Here is a 14,309-nt window from a genome sequence, read left to right as displayed (position 1 = left end):
CCGCGTCTCGCGGGCGCTGCGGCGCGTCGTGTGACCCCGACGACTCACTTCGTGGCGATTCGCTCCGACCCCTTGTTCAGGAGCTGGTAGGTCCGCTTTGCGAGGTTCATCCCGACGCCGGTCGACTCGACGACGTAGTACGGGACGAGTTCGCCGCCGAACTTGGATTTGTAGTTGCAGAGCCGCTCCGTGTTCGCGCCGACGAGGTCGTACTTCGTGACCGACGCGAGCGCCTCGTCTTCGACGATGTCCTCGATGATGGTCCAGTGCAGCAGGCTGTTGATACTGACGCCGTCGTACTCTCCCCGCGCACCGCCGAGCCAGAAGTAGCCCACCTCGTCGGAGAAGGGGACAATCATCCCGCTGAGATACCCCCCGTCGGGGTCGCGGGCGACGTACACCCGGCACCGGTCGCCGAGGTTCTCGACCAGCGACTCGACGAACTCCCACGGCATCCCGAACGGTTCGTCCTGCTCGTCGTACCGCGAGACCACGTCGTCGTAGACGACGCGAGCGCCGTCGAGTCCCTCGTCCGCGATGGTGATGTCGAGTTCGCGCGCCTGCCGAATCTCGCGGCGGAGGCTGCTGCTGAACTGGGCCTGTATCTCGTCGAGCGAGCGCCCGCCGAGGTCGAGTCGGTAGGTGAAGGAGGGCTTGACCGCGAAGCCGGTCCACTCGAACGGGCGGGGGTCGAGGTACGCCGGCGAACAGAGCAGGCGGACGAACGTCCGGTTCGAGCGGATGCCGAGCTCCTCGACCACGAGGTCGGCGAACTCGCGGTTCACCGACTCGTAGGCGCTCTGTTTCGGGCTGTTCGGCATCATCACCGGGCCGATGTACGGAATCGCCATCGACGGCGGCGGCGAGACGACGACCCGTCCGAGGGGGTTCCGGCGGACGAACGTCGGGAACAGCGCGACCGGCTCTTGGCCCTTGAAGACGCCGAACAGGTGCATTTCGCCGTCGAAGTGCTCGTCGATGGCGGCGAGCACCGCGGGGGTGTGGAAGACTTCGGTGCCCGACGCGGGGAGCGCGGCTCCCCACTCGTCGAGGCTCAGGGGTTCGATACGGAGTTGTGACATAGGTCGTGGTCGTGTGGGTGGGTGGTCGTCGGTCGGTGCGTGGGTTGACGCGTCGGTCGGTGCGTCGGTCGGCTCGTCGAGCGGGTCGTCATCGCTGGAGGAACCCCGAGACGAGCCGCGACGGGAGGCTCGTCCCGTTTCCCCGGGACAGCATCTCGATGCCGGGGCCGAGGCGGCTCTTGTACAGGTGCGCGATGGTTCTGACCGGGAGCGCGCCGTGTTCTATCTGGTAGAACGTGACGAGTTCGGGGTTGTACTTGCTCTTGTAGCGGTTGAGTCGGCGGTTGTTCGCGCCGACGAGGTCGTAGCGGCGCATCCCGTCGTCCATGCCGTCGCGCATGATGCGCCAGTCCAGCAGGTCGTTGACGTCGATGCCGAAATCGAACTGGGGGCGGACGCCGCCGAGCCAGCGGTAGAGCGTGTCCCCGTACTGGAGGACGACGATTCCGCTCACGAACGCCCCGTCGTACCGGAAGACGTAGGGCCGAACTTGGCCTTTCGGGAGCGAGTCGTACAGGTCCATGACGAACTGCGGCGGCACGTCGAACGACAAATCCTGTTCCTCGTAGCGGTTCTTGACCAGCGTGAGAATCGAACAGATGTCGTCGCGGTCGCCCTCCTCGATACCCGAGACGAGCTTTCGACCGTCGCGGATGTTCCGGCGGGCGCTCCGGCTGAACGACATGAGGAGGTCCTCTTCGCCGCGGGTCAGGTCGACGTTGTAGGTGTACTTCGGCGACACGTCGCAGCCGCCCCACAGGAACGTCCGCATGTCGGTGTAGTAGTCACCGACGCGGACGTGCGTGTAGCTCGGGCCGATGTGTTCGCCCAGCCACTCGGTACAGCCGTCGATGAACTGGTTTCGGCGGCGCTCGAACTTCCGGCTCTTGATGTTGCCGGCGTCGAGCATCACGGGCCCGAGGTAGGGGACGCCGATGTGCGGCGGCGGCGAGAACGCCGTCTTGACCAGCCCCTTTCGAATCTCGAAGACGGGGAACAGGCCGACCGGCTCCTCGGTCTTGTAGCCGACGAGCAGGTGGAGCTTCGAGTTCGAGTAGTTCGCTTGGAGCCGAAGCGCCTCGTACTGGTGAAAGAGGCTCGCCTGACTCGACCGACTGACGTACGTGTCCCACTCGTCGCGGTCGCGCTCGTCGAACTCGACGATTTCGATGGTCATAGACTGCGGGCCGACCGGCGGTCTTCGCACTGCGTCCGTTGTCGTCGACAGCATCGATTCCGGGCGACGCGTTCGAGATGTCCGGTCCGACCGAACCGGCCGAAATAAGCCGATTCACCGGCCGATTCGGCGGCTCCGTAAATCGACCCGCGATTCGGTCGGGTCGCGTCGGCGTGTATCATTCGAAAAGACATTCTCGAACTACTGTGACGGGAGGACGGGGATTTGTTATGAAGCGACTAGCCGGCGTTCGCGCCGGCCTACACGCCGTCAGGGGGTCTCTGCCGCCGCCCGTAGGCGCTCGATACCGTCGGCGTCGATGCCGTAGCCGTGCGTCGGTTCCCCGGAGATTCTGGTGGCGACGTACTCGGCGATGGCGTAGGCCATCCACGCCTGACACCACCGCATGAGCGTCATGCGCTTGGTGTAAAAGCGGTGTTTGCGGAAGTAGAACCGGCCCTCGGACGGGACGTACATGTTCGCGAGCGCCCAGTCGATGGCGCGCTCGGCGCGGTCGTACTGGCCGGCGTAGGCGAACACGAGGATGCCCTGCGCCGTCGCGTGGATGTCCCGCGGGTAGGGATGCTCCTCGTCGAAGTTGGGCGCGCCGTCCTCGTCGAACAGTTCGCGGGCGTAGAAGTCGAGGCCGCGAGCGAGCGTCTCGTCGTACCGACCGCTGCCGACGACCTGTTCGTAGCGCTGGAAGCACTCGACGATGAAGCCGTTGTGGTGGTTATCCATCGAGAGGTGCGAGGCGCTCGCGGGCTCGCGGTAGTACCACCCGCCGCGGTCGGTCTGCTTCGACGCGACGAAGTCGTACACCTTCTCGGCGCGTTCGAGCAGTTCCTCGTCACCGAAGTGGTCGTACAGCTCGACGAACAGCCGCGCCCCGATGGCCAGCGCGTTGAGCGTGTAGCTGTCCTTCGGGTGCGAGAGGTAGTAGTCCATGACCGCGCCGTCGTCTTTCGGCCGGTAGTTGAGGTCGTCGAGCAGCACGTCCACGGCGGTCTTGGCGATGTCCGGGTAGTCGGGGTCGAACTCCCGGCCCGCGAGGAGCGCCTTGACGCCGTAGGCCGTCGAGACGATGTTCGGTGAGTGCGGAATCCCCGACCGCGGGCCGTTGCGACCGGAGATGTGCTGGATGACGTGGCGGTGACTGCCGGCGAAGCCGCTGTACCCCCTGGCCTGGTTCTCGACGAGCCACTCCGTCAGCGATGCCGCGTCGTCGCGGTACGTCTCCGCCGGGCGGTCGCCGTCGAACCGCTCGGCCAACTGGGCGCGGGTCCGGTTCGCCATGGCGAACAGCGTGATGCCCTTGAAATTCCGGCGCTGCTCCACGAGGAACAGCGGGCGGACGTTGACGGGCGAGCGCTTGATGAACTCCTGGACCGCGAGGTTGAACCAGCGGTTGTCGATGGGGACCGAAAGCAGGAGCCTGCTGCTCATGCCGTCGCCGTAGTCCCAGCCCTTGTAGTCGCGGTCGCGGGCGTAGTCGAGCACGTCGTCGAGCACCTCGACGTACCGCTGGAGTCGCTCCGTGTCGGCCGCGTCGTCGCCGTCGCGGTGATACTGCGTTGGTTGTTTCATGGTGCAGAATAGCCTCTCTGAAGGGTGTTGGCTGTCCGAGAGGAAGCCCGCTCGTGGCTTTGTTATGGGGCCGATACCGACCGACGACGCCGGATTCTACCGGGGGAGAGTGTAGTTCGAACCGCCGGCGGTCGCGTTGTCGGTGGTCGCGTTGTCGGTCGCCCTCCCGTCCGAATCGTCGCCGGCATCGTCGGAGTCGCTGGAATCGCGCTCGGCGAGGAACTCGCGGTAGTAGTCCGCGACGGGGCCGACCCACGCGCCGCGGTCGAGCGCCCGTTCGACGATGCGGCGGTAGAGCCGGCGGTAGCCGGGGAATTCGTCTTCGTTGAAGTACCGCGGGTGCCACAGCACCGTCATCACGGCGTCGTTCGCCTCGGCCTCGTCCAACAGGCGCTCGCATTCGGCCCACGCCTCGTCGAACGCCGACCCGGGGTCGGGAAGCGACACCTCCATCAGCGTCAGCGGGAAGACGACGAAGTCGTCGTCGAAGGGTCTGAACGGCCGGTAACCGTGTTGGAAGCCGTGTTCCGAACTCGACCCGGGGCTGGCGTCGTACTTCAGGCCGAGTTCGCGGTGGTAGCGCCACGTGTTCGGCCCGAGTTTGAGGTGGTGCTGGCGGCCGCCGACGAGTTCGTGGCCGAGTATCGCTTCGAGTTCGCGCGTTTCGGTTCGGAGGCGGTCGAAGTCGTCGCACGACCGGAACGAGCCGTGGATGCCGACCTCCCAGCCCCCCCCGTCGAGGTCGCGGACGGCGTCGGCTATCGACGCCGAGTCGAGATCGTACCGGCCGAGGTGTTCGACCCAGTTTTTCGGTTCGAGCCAGTCCGAGAGCGACCCTGTTTCGAGGAGGCTCGGCTCGTTGAGGAAGTAGAACGACGAGCGGACGCCGAGGTCGCGTTCGAGCGCCATGATATCCTCGAACTGCCAGTAGGGGTTCTCCCGCCGGAGGAGCGTCCGGAGGTGGTAGCCGGGGTTCGACTTCGCCGCGTAGTACAGCCCCTGATACGTCTTGTACGGGCGGTCCACGTCGTGAGTCAGACAGACCGCGAAGCCGGGACCGGAGCCGGGTTCGCCGGGCCCGCTCGGTTCCGAGGCGGTCTCGCCGGGGCCATCTCGCGCGTCCGCATCTCCCGTCTTCTCACGCATCCCCGTACTCCGAGAGCGCGGCGACGATTCGCTCGGCGGCGCTCCCGTCGCCGTACAGCGAGGGCTTTTCGGGAAGTGGGTCGTCGTCGGCCAGCGCCGCCCGAATCGCGGCCGCGTCCGCGCCGACGAGGACGTTCCAGCCGGCGTCGACGGTCTCTGTCCACTCGGTCTCGTCGCGGAGCGTGAGACACCGGGTGTCGAGGTAGAACGCCTCTTTCTGGACGCCGCCGGAGTCGGTGGCGACGCGCTCCGCGCCGTCGAGCAGGCGGACGAAATCGAGGTAGCCGACCGGCTCCACGAGGACGACGTTCTCGGCGTCTGCGAGCCGCGACCAGAGGCCGCTGGCTTCGAGCGCCCCTTCGGTCCGCGGGTGGACCGGGAAGACGACCGGGAGTTCCGACGACGCCAGCCCCTCCACGATGCCTCCGAGGCGGTCGCGGTCGTCGGTGTTGGCGGCGCGGTGGACCGTCGCGAGGACGTACTCGCCGTCTCGGAGGTCGAGGTCGTCGAGTATCGACGACCGCTCGCGGGCGGCCTCGCGGACCCGGAGGACGGCGTCGTACTGCACGTCGCCGGTGACGGAGACGCCGTTTCGGATGCCCTCGGCCGCCAGCGTCTCGGCGGCCGACTCGGAGGGCGCGAACAGCAGGTCCGAGCAGTGGTCGGTGAGCACGCGGTTGACCTCCTCGGGCATCGCCCAGTTGTGGCTCCGCAGGCCGGCCTCGACGTGCGCCAGCGCGGGGTCGCGCTTCGCGGCCACGAGCGCCGCCGCGAGCGTCGAATTGGTGTCGCCGTAGACGAGCACCACGTCGGGGGCTTCGTCGGAGACGACGGCGTCCAGCCGGGTCATCATCTCGGCGGTCTGGGCGGCGTGGCCGCCCGAGCCGACCCCGAGGTTGTAGTCCGGTTCCGGGATGGCGAGTTCGTCGAAGAACACGCCCGACATCGACTCGTCGTAGTGCTGGCCGGTGTGGACGAGCACCTCGTCGTGGTCGCGTCTGAGCGCGTCGGAGACGGGGAACGCCTTGATGAACTGCGGGCGCGCGCCGACGACCGAGAGCACCTTGAAACGGCTCATCGGCCCGGCCCTCCGTGCGACGAGTCGGCCGCAATCTCGGGGCCGGCCTCGGTCTCGGACGACTCGCCCCGCGGTCCGCCGCCGATTTCGTACACGCGGTGGCCGATGTCACCGAGGGTGCCGCGGCCGTCGACGACGACGAGGTCGTCGAAGGCGGCCCAGTCGATGCCGTCGAACTCCTCGTGCGGCGTGACGACCACGGCCGCGTCGATGGCGCGGCTCGGGAGGTCGGAGAGCGAGACGGGGGTCGCGCCGAAGGACGCGACGACCTCGTCGGAGAGCATCGGGTCGACCGCGAGGACGGTCGCGCCGAGGTCGTTCAGTCGGTCGATGACGCCCGCGGCGGGGGTCGCGCGGGTCTCAGCGACGCCGGGGCGGTAGGTGACGCCGAGGACGGCGACGGTCGCGCCTTCGATGTCACGTCCCGCCGCGGCCAGTTCGTCGCGGAGCTTGTCGGCGGTGAACGCCGGCATGCTGTCGTTGACCTCGCGGGCGGTCAGGAGGAGGGGCGTCCCGGCCTCGACGCGGCTCGTGATGAAGTACGGGTACCACGGGATGCAGTGGCCGCCGACGCCCGGGCCGGGCGCGTGGATGTCGCAGTACGGCTGGGTGTTGGCCGCGTCGATGGCCTCGGTCACGTCGATGCCGAGGTCGTCGCGGAGCCGCGCGAGTTCGTTGGCGAGCGCGATGTTCACGTCGCGGTAGACGCCCTCGAACAGCTTCACGGCCTCTGCGGTCGTCGCGTCGCGCACGGGAATCACCTCGTTCGAGGTAAGCTCGCCGTAGACGAGCGCCGCGACGCGGGTGCTCTCGGCGTCGACGCCGCCGACGATTTTCGGGTGCGACTCGGTGATGTCGCGGAGCGCCCGGCCCGACGAGGTTCGCTCGGGGCAGAACGCCACGCCGAACTCGCCGGCCGAGAGGCCGCTTCGGTCCGCGAGGTACGACATTACGAGGTCTTTGCTCGTTCCCGGCGGGACGGTACACTCGACGACGACGAGGTCGCCGGGCGCGAGCCCCCGCGCGATGCTGTCGAGGACGGCCTCGAACGCCGCGAGGTCGGGTTCGCGGTCGTCGGTCAGCGGGGTCGGGACGATGATGACGTGAATCGCGGCTCCCTCGGCCGCGGCGACGCCGTCGGTGGTCGCCCGGAGCGCGCCGCGTTCGGCCTGCTCGGCGACTAACTCGGGCAGTCCCGGTTCCTTCGCGACGTGGCACTCGCCGTCGTTGACGCCGCGGACCACGTCCTCGCTGATATCGACGCCGGTGACGTTGCCCGTCGCGCGGGCGTAGACGGCCGCCAGCGGGAGGCCCATCTTGCCGAGGCCGTACACCGCGACGGGGACCTCGCCGGCGCGCAGGGCCCGCGTCTGTTCGTCGGGCGAGCGGTCGGAGCCGTACAGTCCGGGGTGCTCGCGGCTCATCGTCGACCCTCCGAGGGTTCCGTAGTCTCAGCGTTTTCCGTGGCTTCCGCGGTCTCTGCATTTTCCGCAGTCTCCGCGGTCTCGACGCTCCGAACCGTCGATTCGGCGTCGGCCTCGATGCGCCGGGCGAGGTCGATAGCGCGCAGGCCGTCGGCCGGCGAGACGAGGACGGGGCCGCCGTCGGTCGCGGCGTCGACGAACGCCTGTAACTCGCGTTTCAGCGGCTCGCCGGTGGAAATCATCGGCTGTTCCATCACCACTTCGTGGCGGTAGCGGACGCCCCCGTTGTCCCGGAGGTAGTCCGGGCGCGACTGGCGGAAAATCTGGACCGACTGGTTCAGGTAGTCCACCCGGATGAGCCGGTCGCGCGCGGTGATGTCGAGGGTCCGCGTCTTCTGCTGGGTAAGCCGACTCGCCGTGAGCGAGGCGATGACGCCGTTGTCGAACGTCACCTGCGCCGTCGCGTACTGCTCGTCGGGCGTGGCGGTCGCGGCGACGCGGTCGACCTCGGCATCGACCAGCGAGAGCACCACGTCGATGTCGTGAATCATGAGGTCCGTGACGACGCCGTCGCCCATCTCGCGGTTCAGCGGCGGGCCGAGCCGGTTCGCGGTGATGGCGATGGGTTCGACGCCGTCGAGGAGGTCGGGGAGGGCGCGGACGGCCGGGTTGAACCGCTCGATGTGGCCGACCTGGAGCACGACGCCGCGGTCCTCCGCGAGCGCGGCCAACTCCGCGCCGACGCCGAGGTCGTCGACGAAGGGTTTCTCGACGAGCGCGTGGACGCCGGCGTCGATGCACTGCCGGGCGACCGACGCGTGATAGGGCGTCGGCACTGCGACCGTTACCACGTCCACGCGGTCGAGCAACTCCTCGATGCCGTACGCGTCGGTGCCGAAGTCGGCGGCGACTTCGGCGGCGCGGTCTACGTCTGCGTCGGCGACGCCGACCAGTTCGACGCCGCGAAGCTCCGCGTAGACCCGCGCGTGGTTGGTTCCCATCGACCCGACGCCGACGACGCCCGCGCGGACCGGGCGCTTTCGGCCGCCGTCGGCGCGGAGTCCGGCGGATTTTCGGCTCACCTCGCCACCTCCGCGTAGTTGGCGACCGCAGTCCCGACGCGCTCCACGTCGGCCTCGCTGAGTCCGGGGTGGACCGGCAACGAGAGCACCCGTGTCGCGGCTTCTTCCGCGACCGGAGCCGACACCGCGAGGTGTTCGTAGGCGGGCTGCTTGTGGACGGGCTTCGGGTAGTAGACGCCCGTGGCGATGCCCTTCGCGTCGAGGTACGACTTGAGGGCGTCGCGCTCGATACCGTCGCAGGCGACGGTGTACTGGTGGAAGACGTGAGTCCGGCCCGGCGGCGTGTGAGGCGTCGTGACCGGCGAGTCTTCGAGGTACTCCGTGAGCGCGGCGGCGTTGGCCTGTCTCGCGCGAGTGAACTCGGGGAGACGTTCGAGTTGGACCCGGCCGATGGCCGCGGCGATGCTCGTCATGCGGAAGTTGTGGCCGACCTCGGCGTGTTCGTAGCCGGAGACGCGGCCGTGGTCCACGAACCGGGCGGCGCGCTCGGCGACGTCGGCGCGGTTTGTCGTAATCATGCCGCCCTCGCTCGTGGTCATGTTCTTCGTCGGGTAGAACGAGAAGCACGCGGCGTCGCCGAAGGAGCCGACGCGCCGTCCCTCGACTGCCGCGCCGTGAGCCTGCGCGGCGTCCTCGACGAGCAGGAAGTCGTACTCCGCTGCGAGCTCCGCGAGCCGCGTCATGTCTGCCGGGAGGCCGTAGAGGTGGACTGCGATGACCGCGTCCACCCGCTCGCCGGCCCGGAGCCGCGCTTCGAGCGCGTCGGGGTCGATGTTGTACGTTCGCGGGTCGATGTCGACGAAGCCCACTTCAGCGCCCGCGAAGGCGACGGCGTTGGCCGTGGCGATGAACGTGAAGGGCGTCGTCAGGACGCGGTCGCCGGGGCCGACGCCGAGCGCGTGGAGCGCGGCGTGGAGCGCCGTCGTCCCGTTGGAGGTGGCGACGCCGTGGTCGGCTTCGCAGTAGTCGGCGAACTCCCGTTCGAAGCCCCGGACCTCGGGGCCGTCGGCTATCATGCCGCTTTCGAGGACGGCCGCGATTCGGTCCCGTTCCGCCGCGCCGAGCTGGGGCGCGGCGATTGAGATGTGGTCTGCACTCATCGTCGTATCCTGTTTTCTCCCCGCAGTTGTTCCGGCAGGTCGCGGTGGACGGCGGGGACGCCCACGGCGAGGGTGCGCGGCGGCACGTCGTTCACGACGAGCGCGCCGGCGGCGACGAACGCGCCCTCCCCGACTGTCACGCCGGGGAGGAGCGTCGCGTTCGCGCCGATTGAGGCGTGGTTCTCGATTCTCGGGCCGACCAGCTCCGCGTCGGTGCGGACCGGATAGGGGTCGTTCGTCATCACCACGCCCGGACCGACGAACACGTCGTCGCCGATGCGGGTGTTGGTGGGGATGTAGACGTTCGTCTGGATGCTCACGCGCGACCCGATGGTCGTGGTGCCGTCGACGACCGTCTCGGTCCCGAGGAGCACCTCGTCGCCGATGGTCGTGTGCTCGCGGACGAGGACGTTGTGGCCGGTGACGAAGTCGTCGCCGATGGTCACGTCGTCGTAGACGATGGTGCCGGCGCGGATTCGCGCCCGGTCACCGATGACCGGGTCGTCGCCGTCGCCGTAGCCGATGGTGACGCCGTCGTCGACGTGGGATTCGACGCCCACCTCGGCGCTCATCGTCGTCCACCTCGCGTCGGTCGCGCTCCATCGACTGTCTGTGTCGACTCGGCGGTCGGCCGAATTGACTGGAAAATCTGGAATCTCATATCATGTCGGCGGGGAGTCTGCCTGCCTTAGCGAAATTCAGTCTCGGTGAGGGCTTTGTTATGGAGTGATTGCCGCCCGGATTCCGGTCGCAGTCACTTCGTAACGCCGCGGCGGATTCCGGTCACGGAGCGCTTGAGAAGCGCCACGCCGGGCGCGCCGTCGCCGAGCCAGAGCCAGACGGCGCTCCCGAGCAACGCGAGTTCGAACGCGACCAGCACCCACGCCTCGGGCCGGCGGAGGAACACGACGAAGCGGCGCAGGTAGAACCACGTCTGGGCGAAGAAGCCGCCCATCGACGACTCGCTCCCGTGGGACAGCGGCCAGAGGAACGCCCGAATCACGTCGTAGTTCCCGAAGAAAAAGCCGTTGAACAGCAGGTCCGCGGGGATGTGCGAGAGGTAGCCGAGGGCGAAGGCGACGCCGACCGTTGCCGCCCCGTAGCGCCGCGCGACGGCGACGACGAGAATCGAGAACGGAACCGAGACGAGAATCGAGTGCGCCATCGAGATACCGCTCGGGAGGACGCCGAACGACCACGCCAGCGGCTTGTCGACGAGGTCGGGGAACTGCGTTCCGACGAGCACCGCCAGCGCGGCCCAGCCGTCGAGTCGCCGGCCGGTCACTCGCGCCCACAGCGAGACGAGGATGTAGCCGACGGCGGCGTGTTCCCACGGAAACATCAGCGGTCGCTCCGGGTCGTCGCGTTGGCGTCGGCGGTTCGTCGTCGCGGAGTGAGCGTCGGAATAGGCGTCTGAAACATTTGGCTTGTGGGGCGCGTCGCGGTCGGTTTGGAGGGCGGGGATGCCGTCCGCGTCGGGGGTGCGGACTGCCTGTCTGCGTCGACGCGAACGGGCGAAACGGCGCGCGAGCGCCCGGTCAGGGAACCCGAGTGCTCGTCCGGATTTTGTTATGGCGACCGTAACGGCCCCGGGTCGGTCGTCGCGGCGGCGACCCGGCGTCTCTCCGACCGCCCGCGGCGGGTAGACGCCGTATAACTACTCTCGCGGGGCGCGTGGAACTGCCAGAGAGTATGCGATACCTGTTCTTCACCAACACGCCCGCGCACGTTCACCTCTACAAGTACGCCGTCAGAGAGCTTCAGGCGATGGGTCACGACGTGCTCGTCCTCGGCCGCGACTACGGCTGTACCAAGGACCTCCTCGAATACTACGACCTCCCGCACGAGATTTACGGCTCCTGCGGGACGACGAAGTACTCGCTTTTCAAGTCGCTCCCGTTCCACTACGTCAACATCTTCCGCGCCGTGCGGCGGTTCAAGCCCGACCTCATCTTCGGAATGGGCGGCTACGCGGCCCACGCCGGGGCCGTCTCGCGGACGCCCGTGATTCTCCTCCTCGACTCCGAGCCGACCTCGCTGGACCACGTCGTCTCCCGGCCGTTCGCCAAGGCGATTCTGACGCCGCACACTTTCGGGAAGGACCTCGCGGACAACCACTACCAGTTCCGCGGGTTCAAAGAGACGGCGTACCTCCACCCCGACGTGTACGAGCCCTCGGTCGATATCCGGGCCGAACTCGGCCTCGACCCCGACGAGACGTTCGTCGTCGTCCGGTTCAACGCGTTCGGCTCGCACCACGACGTTGGCCACGGCGGCTTCACGCCCGAGCGCCGCCGCGAACTCATCGAGCTGCTGGGCGAGCGCGCGACCGTCTTCGTCCTCGACGAGAGCGAGGAGCGCCGCGACGGCGACCTCGACGCCCGCCCGTTCGACTTCCACCCCGCGCTCGTCCACGACGTGCTCGCGGAGGCGAGCCTACTCGTCGCCGACACCCAGACCATGGTCACCGAGGCGGCGCTCCTCGGGACGCCCGCCATCCGGTCGAACTCCTTCGTCGGCGACGACGACATGGGCAACTTCGTCGAACTCGAACGGCGGGGGCTCATCTCCAACCTCAAATCGTTCGACGACGTGCTGGCCCGCGCCGAGGAACTCCTCGACGACGACGGCGCGAAGGCCCGCTGGGCCGACAAGCGCGACGCGTTCCTCGCGGACAAAGTCAACCTCACCGAGGTCATCGTCCAGGTGGCGCTGAACTACGGCTCCGTCGAGACGGTCGAGTCGCTGACGCGACACAGTGTCCCGGCGTAGCGGCTCCCTCCGCGCGTTCCTCGCCTCTCCACGGTCGTTCAATCGACCCATAACTAACCGCCGAACCACCGAATTTTCCCGCAGTGACCGGCGCGCTCGCGCCCGTCTCGACGCGTCTCACCTCACCTCGCGTCCGCGTCGCGTCCCGTGACTCGGTCCGCGACTCCTCGACCGCGACCCCAAACTCAACCCATGACACCCAAGCAAACACTCCTCATCGTCGGCCCGAAAGGCACCGGCGGCATCGACCGCTACATCACCGAACAGCGTCGCTACCTCGAAGACCGCATGGACGTGCGCGTCTACACCCGCTACACCGCGCCGAAGGGCGAGGGGCTCGAACTCGCCGCGCGGATGCTCCTCTCGTCGCTCATTGCGGTCGCTCTGTTTCCCTTCCAGCGACGCCCGGACATCGTCCACGTCCACTCGTCGCACACCTACTCGTTCTACCGCGCGGCGTTCTTCGCCCTGTTTTCGAAGTACGTCTGGGGCGTCCCCGTCGTCTTTCACATCCACGGCTCGTCGTTCGACGACTTCCTCGCCACCGACTCGCGGGTCGTCCGCCGACTCCAGTCGCTCGTCTTCGACGCCGTCGACGACGTGGTCGTCCTCTCGGAGTACTGGCGCGGTCTCGTCTCCCGACTCGCCGGCGAGGAGAAAGTCCACGTCATGGCCAACGCCGTCGAACCCGCGGAGTACGACCCGACGTACCCGACCGACCCCGTCCACCTCGTCTTCGTCTCGAACCTCATCGACCGCAAGGGCATCCGCGAGTTCCTCGACGCCGTCGAGATACTCGAATCCACGCCCGGCCTCGACTTCGTGGTGAGCATCGGCGGCCGCGGCCCCCACGCCGACCGCGCCGAGGCGGTCGCCGCCGCCCACGACAACGTCTCGTACCTCGGCTTCCTCTCCGAGGAAGACAAACGCGACCTCATCAGCCGCGGAACCGTGTTCGTCCTCCCGACTTACGCCGAGGGGCTTCCAATCGCCATGCTCGAAGGCATGGCCGGCGGCAACGCCATCGTGACCACGCCCGTCGGCAGCATCCCCGAGGTCATCACCGACGACCGCGGGATTCTCGTCGCACCCGGCGACGCCGAGGAACTGGCGCGGGCGCTCGCCCGACTCGTCTCCGACCCCGCGGAAGCCGTCCGCATGGGTCGGACGAACCGCTCGGCCATCGAAGAGCGCTACTCGTGGCAGTCGAACGCGGACGAGCTGGTGGCGATGTACGCCGAGGCGGCGTAGCGCCCGAGTCTGTTTCTTTCGCGTGGTTTCGTCCCGACGAGTTTTCGATTTAATCCCACACGGGTTCGCCTGAAACGCGGGTCGTCGTTGTAGCGGCGGTCGTAGGTGCCGCTTCAACCCCACAAGGGTTCGTCTGAAACGCCTACGAGGGCGGCGGCGACGTCGCGGTGATGCAGCTTCAACCCCACAAGGGTTCGTCTGAAACCGACGTCCGGCACACGGTCACTCAGTACCACGAGCAGCTTCAACCCCACAAGGGTTCGTCTGAAACCACCGGAGCATCTCGGTGTAGACACCGTCCGAGAGCGCTTCAACCCCACAAGGGTTCGTCTGAAACGCGGTTCTTCGCCCCCGTCGAGACGCCGACCGTGTTGCTTCAACCCCACAAGGGTTCGTCTGAAACCACCGCGAGATGAACTCTTGGATGATGAGTTCGCCGCTTCAACCCCACAAGGGTTCGTCTGAAACCGTCGGTCTGGTTGCGCGAGCGCCCCTGTCCGAGCTGGCTTCAACCCCACAAGGGTTCGTCTGAAACACATCCAGTCTCAGTCATGGCATCCGTTTTCTTTCGCTTCAACCCCACAAGGGTTCGTCTGAAACAGTGGTTGCG

General features: G+C 67.8%; 12 protein-coding genes and 1 CRISPR repeat array. Of the genes, 2 read left to right on the top strand and 10 right to left on the bottom strand.

Going from position 1 to position 14,309, the window contains the following annotated elements:
* Window positions 1-44 precede the first annotated feature (44 nt).
* The 10 genes from E4P24_RS14860 to E4P24_RS14815 all read right to left on the bottom strand — a co-directional run bounded on the left by E4P24_RS14860 (window position 45) and on the right by E4P24_RS14815 (window position 11,018).
* On the bottom strand, window positions 45-1,082 hold the full coding sequence (locus tag E4P24_RS14860; protein WP_188148694.1) for a GNAT family N-acetyltransferase: 1,038 nt from the start codon (window positions 1,080-1,082) through the stop codon (window positions 45-47).
* An 88-nt stretch (window positions 1,083-1,170) separates the two neighbouring features.
* A complete protein-coding gene (locus E4P24_RS14855; protein WP_115803816.1) occupies window positions 1,171-2,259 on the bottom strand; it encodes a GNAT family N-acetyltransferase in 1,089 nt (362 codons plus the stop codon).
* 270 nt (window positions 2,260-2,529) lie between these two features.
* Window positions 2,530-3,846, bottom strand: coding sequence for a hypothetical protein (locus E4P24_RS14850; RefSeq protein WP_004043143.1), 1,317 nt, complete (start codon window positions 3,844-3,846; stop codon window positions 2,530-2,532).
* Between the two features lie 96 nt (window positions 3,847-3,942).
* Complete coding sequence (locus E4P24_RS14845; RefSeq protein WP_188148693.1) at window positions 3,943-4,992, bottom strand: polysaccharide deacetylase family protein; 1,050 nt, start codon at window positions 4,990-4,992, stop codon at window positions 3,943-3,945.
* Complete coding sequence (gene wecB / locus E4P24_RS14840) at window positions 4,985-6,070, bottom strand: non-hydrolyzing UDP-N-acetylglucosamine 2-epimerase (RefSeq protein ID WP_188148692.1); 1,086 nt, start codon at window positions 6,068-6,070, stop codon at window positions 4,985-4,987. The genes E4P24_RS14845 and wecB overlap by 8 nt, the downstream gene beginning before the upstream one ends.
* On the bottom strand, window positions 6,067-7,494 hold the full coding sequence (locus tag E4P24_RS14835) for a nucleotide sugar dehydrogenase (RefSeq protein ID WP_188148691.1): 1,428 nt from the start codon (window positions 7,492-7,494) through the stop codon (window positions 6,067-6,069). The genes wecB and E4P24_RS14835 overlap by 4 nt, the downstream gene beginning before the upstream one ends.
* Window positions 7,491-8,576, bottom strand: a complete 1,086-nt coding sequence (locus E4P24_RS14830; RefSeq protein WP_188148690.1) for a Gfo/Idh/MocA family protein — start codon at window positions 8,574-8,576, stop codon at window positions 7,491-7,493. The genes E4P24_RS14835 and E4P24_RS14830 overlap by 4 nt, the downstream gene beginning before the upstream one ends.
* Window positions 8,573-9,676: a DegT/DnrJ/EryC1/StrS aminotransferase family protein gene (locus E4P24_RS14825; RefSeq protein ID WP_004043138.1), complete on the bottom strand. Its 1,104-nt coding sequence runs from the start codon at window positions 9,674-9,676 to the stop codon at window positions 8,573-8,575. Before E4P24_RS14825 ends, E4P24_RS14830 begins: the two co-directional genes overlap by 4 nt.
* Entirely contained in the window at window positions 9,673-10,248 is a 576-nt protein-coding gene (locus E4P24_RS14820) for an acyltransferase (RefSeq protein WP_006601032.1), read from the bottom strand. The genes E4P24_RS14825 and E4P24_RS14820 overlap by 4 nt, the downstream gene beginning before the upstream one ends.
* A gap of 182 nt (window positions 10,249-10,430) precedes the next feature.
* Window positions 10,431-11,018, bottom strand: a complete 588-nt coding sequence (locus E4P24_RS14815; RefSeq protein WP_188148689.1) for a metal-dependent hydrolase — start codon at window positions 11,016-11,018, stop codon at window positions 10,431-10,433.
* A 350-nt stretch (window positions 11,019-11,368) separates the two neighbouring features.
* On the opposite strand from E4P24_RS14815, the gene E4P24_RS14810 reads away from it, so the two are divergent.
* Window positions 11,369-12,448, top strand: coding sequence for a DUF354 domain-containing protein (locus tag E4P24_RS14810; protein ID WP_115862018.1), 1,080 nt, complete (start codon window positions 11,369-11,371; stop codon window positions 12,446-12,448).
* Between the two features lie 192 nt (window positions 12,449-12,640).
* A complete protein-coding gene (locus E4P24_RS14805; RefSeq protein WP_115803824.1) occupies window positions 12,641-13,699 on the top strand; it encodes a glycosyltransferase family 4 protein in 1,059 nt (352 codons plus the stop codon).
* Between the two features lie 46 nt (window positions 13,700-13,745).
* Window positions 13,746-14,299: a CRISPR direct-repeat array (repeat unit 30 nt; unit sequence GCTTCAACCCCACAAGGGTTCGTCTGAAAC).
* Window positions 14,300-14,309: the final 10 nt, after the last annotated feature.

This window comes from Haloferax sp. AS1 (assembly GCF_014530665.1).
GTDB classification, from domain to species: Archaea; Halobacteriota; Halobacteria; order Halobacteriales; family Haloferacaceae; genus Haloferax; species Haloferax volcanii.
This window is presented reverse-complemented; position numbering and strand designations above follow the sequence as displayed.

Excerpts from the sequence above, each read along its gene's own strand:
- E4P24_RS14860 (WP_188148694.1), bottom strand. The coding sequence starts at position 1,082 with ATGTCACAACTCCGTATCGAACCCCTGAGCCTCGACGAGTGGGGAGCC.
- E4P24_RS14855 (WP_115803816.1), bottom strand. The coding sequence starts at position 2,259 with ATGACCATCGAAATCGTCGAGTTCGACGAGCGCGACCGCGACGAGTGG.
- E4P24_RS14850 (WP_004043143.1), bottom strand. The coding sequence starts at position 3,846 with ATGAAACAACCAACGCAGTATCACCGCGACGGCGACGACGCGGCCGAC.
- E4P24_RS14845 (WP_188148693.1), bottom strand. The coding sequence starts at position 4,992 with ATGCGTGAGAAGACGGGAGATGCGGACGCGCGAGATGGCCCCGGCGAG.
- wecB (WP_188148692.1), bottom strand. The coding sequence starts at position 6,070 with ATGAGCCGTTTCAAGGTGCTCTCGGTCGTCGGCGCGCGCCCGCAGTTC.
- E4P24_RS14835 (WP_188148691.1), bottom strand. The coding sequence starts at position 7,494 with ATGAGCCGCGAGCACCCCGGACTGTACGGCTCCGACCGCTCGCCCGAC.
- E4P24_RS14825 (WP_004043138.1), bottom strand. The coding sequence starts at position 9,676 with ATGAGTGCAGACCACATCTCAATCGCCGCGCCCCAGCTCGGCGCGGCG.
- E4P24_RS14820 (WP_006601032.1), bottom strand. The coding sequence starts at position 10,248 with ATGAGCGCCGAGGTGGGCGTCGAATCCCACGTCGACGACGGCGTCACC.
- E4P24_RS14815 (WP_188148689.1), bottom strand. The coding sequence starts at position 11,018 with ATGTTTCCGTGGGAACACGCCGCCGTCGGCTACATCCTCGTCTCGCTG.
- E4P24_RS14810 (WP_115862018.1), top strand. The coding sequence starts at position 11,369 with ATGCGATACCTGTTCTTCACCAACACGCCCGCGCACGTTCACCTCTAC.
- E4P24_RS14805 (WP_115803824.1), top strand. The coding sequence starts at position 12,641 with ATGACACCCAAGCAAACACTCCTCATCGTCGGCCCGAAAGGCACCGGC.